The sequence below is a fragment of the Methanobrevibacter sp. genome, assembly GCF_036307625.1.
Lineage (GTDB): Archaea > Methanobacteriota > Methanobacteria > Methanobacteriales > Methanobacteriaceae > Methanocatella.
The window spans coordinates 1-4,463 of sequence record NZ_JAXJXF010000010.1 but is presented as its reverse complement, the minus strand read 5'-3'; the positions used below and the strand labels follow the sequence as shown (position 1 = coordinate 4,463).

8 protein-coding genes and 1 pseudogene are annotated in these 4,463 nt (G+C 31.9%); 7 read left to right on the top strand and 2 right to left on the bottom strand.

From position 1 onward, the window contains the following. From UIB65_RS00530 to UIB65_RS00505, 6 genes are all read left to right on the top strand, one after another. On the top strand, window positions 1–883 hold an 883-nt coding region (locus UIB65_RS00530), incomplete at its 5' end, for a hypothetical protein (RefSeq protein ID WP_330039208.1). A gap of 73 nt (window positions 884–956) precedes the next feature. Next, window positions 957–1,583, top strand: a complete 627-nt coding sequence (locus UIB65_RS00525) for a zinc ribbon domain-containing protein (RefSeq protein ID WP_330039207.1) — start codon at window positions 957–959, stop codon at window positions 1,581–1,583. Window positions 1,584–2,035: 452 nt separating this feature from the next. Next, a complete protein-coding gene (locus tag UIB65_RS00520; RefSeq protein WP_330039209.1) occupies window positions 2,036–2,638 on the top strand; it encodes a DapH/DapD/GlmU-related protein in 603 nt (200 codons plus the stop codon). Between the two features lie 71 nt (window positions 2,639–2,709). Then, window positions 2,710–2,871 (top strand): rubredoxin, encoded by a 162-nt coding sequence (locus tag UIB65_RS00515; RefSeq protein WP_330039206.1) that lies wholly within the window; start codon window positions 2,710–2,712, stop codon window positions 2,869–2,871. Window positions 2,872–2,974: 103 nt separating this feature from the next. Continuing rightward, the gene (locus UIB65_RS00510; protein WP_330039205.1) at window positions 2,975–3,094 is read left to right on the top strand and encodes a rubredoxin-like domain-containing protein; all 120 of its coding nucleotides are present in this window, start codon (window positions 2,975–2,977) and stop codon (window positions 3,092–3,094) included. 12 nt (window positions 3,095–3,106) lie between these two features. Continuing rightward, the gene (locus UIB65_RS00505; protein WP_330039204.1) at window positions 3,107–3,217 is read left to right on the top strand and encodes a rubredoxin-like domain-containing protein; all 111 of its coding nucleotides are present in this window, start codon (window positions 3,107–3,109) and stop codon (window positions 3,215–3,217) included. 20 nt (window positions 3,218–3,237) lie between these two features. On the opposite strand, the gene UIB65_RS00500 is transcribed toward UIB65_RS00505, so the two are convergent. Continuing rightward, window positions 3,238–3,837 carry a YigZ family protein gene (locus tag UIB65_RS00500; protein ID WP_330039203.1) on the bottom strand — a complete coding sequence of 200 codons (600 nt, stop codon included), beginning with the start codon at window positions 3,835–3,837 and terminating at the stop codon, window positions 3,238–3,240. Window positions 3,838–3,907: 70 nt separating this feature from the next. Between UIB65_RS00500 and UIB65_RS00495 the strand changes: the two genes are divergently transcribed. Next, window positions 3,908–4,357 (top strand): hypothetical protein, encoded by a 450-nt coding sequence (locus UIB65_RS00495; protein ID WP_330039202.1) that lies wholly within the window; start codon window positions 3,908–3,910, stop codon window positions 4,355–4,357. A 20-nt stretch (window positions 4,358–4,377) separates the two neighbouring features. Here the strand turns inward: UIB65_RS00495 and UIB65_RS00490 are convergent. Further along, a pseudogene (locus UIB65_RS00490) lies at window positions 4,378–4,463 on the bottom strand (creatinine amidohydrolase); the annotation flags it as partial.

The window sequence follows — 4,463 nt, the reverse complement described above, 5'->3', positions numbered from 1 at the left end:
GGATTGGGATGATGATTCTGATTTGGATGATGAGGATTGGGATGATGATTCTGATTTGGATGATGAGGATTGGGATGATGATTCTGATTTGGATGATGAGGATTGGGATGATGATTCTGGTTTAGATGATGAGGATTGGGATTACGACTACGATTGGGATTATGATTTCGATTGGGACGATGATTGGGATTATGATTTTGATTATAACATCAGTGATTTCGAATACTTAGAAGGCAGGATAACATCTTATTTAGATAAATTCGGCAGTTGTTCTGATGAAAATTGGACTGTAAGCAATCAATTCCTCAATGAATATCAAGCATATCTAGAAAATCCTATCGGTTATACTTTAAATGAGAGTGATGAGAACTATGAAACATATTTAAAAATTCATAATTCTGTTGTTTCAACATTTGAAATGTTTAATTTAACTCAAAATGAAACTGATTATTTAGAATTTTTAGTATTGTATTACTTGAATAATTATGGTAATTGTTCTAATTACACCTGGAATGAAAGTGATGATTTCACTGAGTATTATGCTGTAAAATATCTTGCTATGTCATGTCCAATGGCTCTTGCATCAGGATTTGCTTCAGATAAAGTTTCATATAAGGGCGATAATAATAATTATGATAATTATAATGGAGATGATTCTGAAAAATCAAATTTCATTAGTCCATTTTATTCAGAAAATGTTGCATATGGTGCTGTTGGGGACTACATGGGTTCCAATTCATCACAATTAAACAATTCAACACAATTGAATAACTCAACTCAATTAAATAATTCAACAATAACCGCAAATATAAATGATAAAGGTGGAAATAACTTAATTATGCTATTATTTGCAGTTTTAATGATGTTGGTTGTAATTATTTAATTCCTTTTTTTATTTTTTTTTTCAAAATCTTTTTATTATTTTAATCATAAATTAATAACAAGGAGGTTTTGAATTGGATATTGTGAAACATTGTCCTAATTGTGGATGTGAAATTAGTGGTGATGCTGATTTTTGTACTGAATGCGGGTATGATTTATTGAGAAAGGATTATCCTGCTCAGAATAATGAAAAATCTTTTTTTACTGCATTGAATGAGAAGATTAACTATTCTATTATAATATTTTCATTCATGATTTTCGGTGTATTTCTGTTTGCGGGTTCCATTGTGTGGTCGTCATTTTTGTCAAATGGATCAATTGATTTGATAACTTATCTTTTGTTGACTGTGGTGTTTTCAGTATTTTTCGGAGGAATTTTTGTCGGATATTTTGGATGTACGGACAAATCTTATGTTTTGCCAAACTTTACAATGTATTTGGGAAGCGTATTTGCGGTAGTGCTGTGCTGCATTGGATTAATATTTACTTTTTTAGTAGGATTATTGTCAGCTATTAGCTCAGCTTTTTCATCTTTAGGCAGATCTTCATCATATGCAAGTAATTATCAGCCATCTACTCCAAGTTTCATCCCTTCAATTGATTTAAGCTTTGTTTTTAAGATAATTTTGTTTGTATTGCTGATTCCTGTTGCATCCTATTTTGGAGTATATCTTGGATACACTTTAAAACATAATCTCTAAATTCTTTTTTATTTTTTTTTAAGTAAATCATTAATTATAACCAGTTAGTATATATACCTATTACTTACATAAATTAATTCATTAACTACTTAAATTTAATTAACTGAAGGTTCGATAATATGGTTAGATTTTCACAGTCTCTTGATGATAAAAGGTCAAAGAATAGAGAAAAACCTTATGAACAACTCAAGGATAATCATCATTACTATTCTCATGAAGAAAGGCAGCCTCATGTAGTTCATAGGCCTATTGAAGAGATTAAGTATGAGGAAACTCCTAATCCTAATTATCAAAGGCAGCCTCATGTAGTTCATAGGCCTATTGAAGAGATTAAGTATGAGGAAACTCCTAATCCTAATTATCAAAGGCAAGTTTATCAAAATCAAGATAATTTTTATAGGCCTCCTCAAAGGGTCGAACGTGATGAAATAGTTTATGAAAGACCAACTACTATTGAACGAGAATCTATTCAACCAGATTATTCAAAACCTGAATTAAAATTTCCTTCTGACCAAAATATTCAATTCGGCGTCGAATATTCTCCAAATTCAAGACCTCCAATCATAGGTAAAAATCACACTATCAGATCTAATTCAATAATCTATAATGATGTGGTTATTGGGGATAACTTCAGAACCGGACATAATGTGGTCATTCGTGAAAATACGAATATTGGGGATGATGTTCTGATTGGAACCAACACAGTCATTGAAGGTGATGTGATTATCGGAAATGATGTCAGCATTCAATCAAATGTATATATTCCAACTAATTCAGTAATTGAGGATAATGTGTTTATTGGGCCTTGTGCTTGTTTTACTAATGATAAATATCCTGTAAGGATTAATTATGAACTTCAAGGACCTAAAGTTAGACGAGGGGCTTCAATTGGTGGAAATACCACATTCCTGTCAAATGTTGAGATTGGAGAAGGTGCAATTGTTGCTGCTGGAGCTATCGTAATTCATAGTGTTCCTCCATTTTATTTGGCTATAGGAACACCTGCCCGTATCAAACCGCTTCCGGACCATTTGAAAGTTCCAAACAGATTTTAGTCCAGAAATGATAAAACACTTATATTTTGATTTCTAAATTAATATTATATATTTTTAAAGGAGGCTATTTCATGGCTATCTATAAATGTAAAATTTGTGGTTATGTTTTTGATGAAAATAACATTGAAGATGCTTTAAATATTCCTGAAGGAACCAAATTTGAAGATTTGCCATCTTCTTTTAAATGTCCAAAGTGTAGAATGGCTAAGGCTATGTTTGAAAAAGTTGAATAATTTTATATATTATTACATTGCAAAAATAATATTAGTTAAATTGTAAAAGTTTAAATACTATAAAATTTAATGCAAATATAATCAAAATATGGAGATTGTTATTATGGCAAAATTTAAATGTAAAATTTGCGGATTTGTAACTGACGAATTTGATGAACTCCCAGAAGACTACAAATGTCCTATGTGCGGCGCTACTGCTGACATGTTTGAAAAAGTAGAATAAGGGGAAACTAAAATGGCTTTCGTTTGTAAAGTATGTGGATATGTCCATGAAGCAGATGAATTACCAGAAGGCTTCACCTGCCCTATGTGCGGTGTAGGTCCTGAAAACTTTGAAGAACAATAAGTTTCTTCATTTATTTTTTTTTAAATTTTTTCTAAAAACTGTTTATTTTTATATTTGACATTGATTTTGCCTGAGTATTTTTCAAATATTTTTTCAATGTCTCTTCTGTCTTTAGATACGATTTCATAACTTACCTTATCACTATAATCCTTATCGATAGTAGTCAACTGATTATTTCTGACTTCAGTGTCTGCAATTTTGATATCGCAATATTCAAAAGTGAGTTTATAAACGTCATATTCTTCGATTTCTACAATTTCGGCTTCGCTGATAGCTTCCAGAACTGATTTTGAATAAGCCCTTACAAGCCCTCCTGCACCTAATTTGATACCTCCAAAGTATCTTGTAACAACTGCGGTGATGTTGTGAAGTTCATTCTTTCTTAAAACGTTGATCATTGGTTTTCCGGCGGTTCCGCTAGGTTCGCCATCATCATCAAATCCCTCTCCGTCACTTGCAATATATGCGGTACAGTTATGGGTAGCGTCGCTATACTGTTCATTTAACTTTTGGATAATCTCTTTTGATTCCTTTTTTGTTTTAGTTGGAAATAATGAGCAAATAAATTGAGATTTTTTTACATTTATTTCACATTGAACTGCTTTTTTAATTGTTTTCATAATAATCCTATATATTTATATAATTAATTAAACATATTATAGTTAATAAATTTTTTACAAGGTGTTAATATTGTCAAGTAAATCTGCTACAGTAATGGTAATTTTTATAGTTGCTATGGTTGCTTTTTGCTTAGCTAGCGTTTTTGGAGCTATGACCGGACCAATATCAATTTTACCAAATAAGACCAATGAGGGGGTTTTAGACAATCTCTCATCGTTTGTTGAAAATGGACACAGTGGTCAAAGTTACGGATCTAACAGTTATAACGATCATGGCGGTCGTTCCAGTTCATCATATGACGATTCTCATAGTGTAGAAACAACTACCGATTCCGGTTCATCATCACAGGACTCTGGTGGTTCAAGTTCTAGTTCCGGTGGTTCATCTAGTTCTGGTAGTTCCAGCTCTGGTTCATCTAGTTCTGGTGGTTCCAGTTCTAGTTCTGGTGGTTCCAGTTCTAGTTCTGGTGGTTCCAGCTCTAGTTCCGGTAGTGCTAATGTTGAAACAACTACTGGCTAACCACCCTTTTCTTTTTTTTTTTAAAAATCCAATAATTTTTCAACATCCAAAAGAACAGAATTAATGGCTAAATTGAATAATCTTTTTCCATAAACTTCGTCTACAT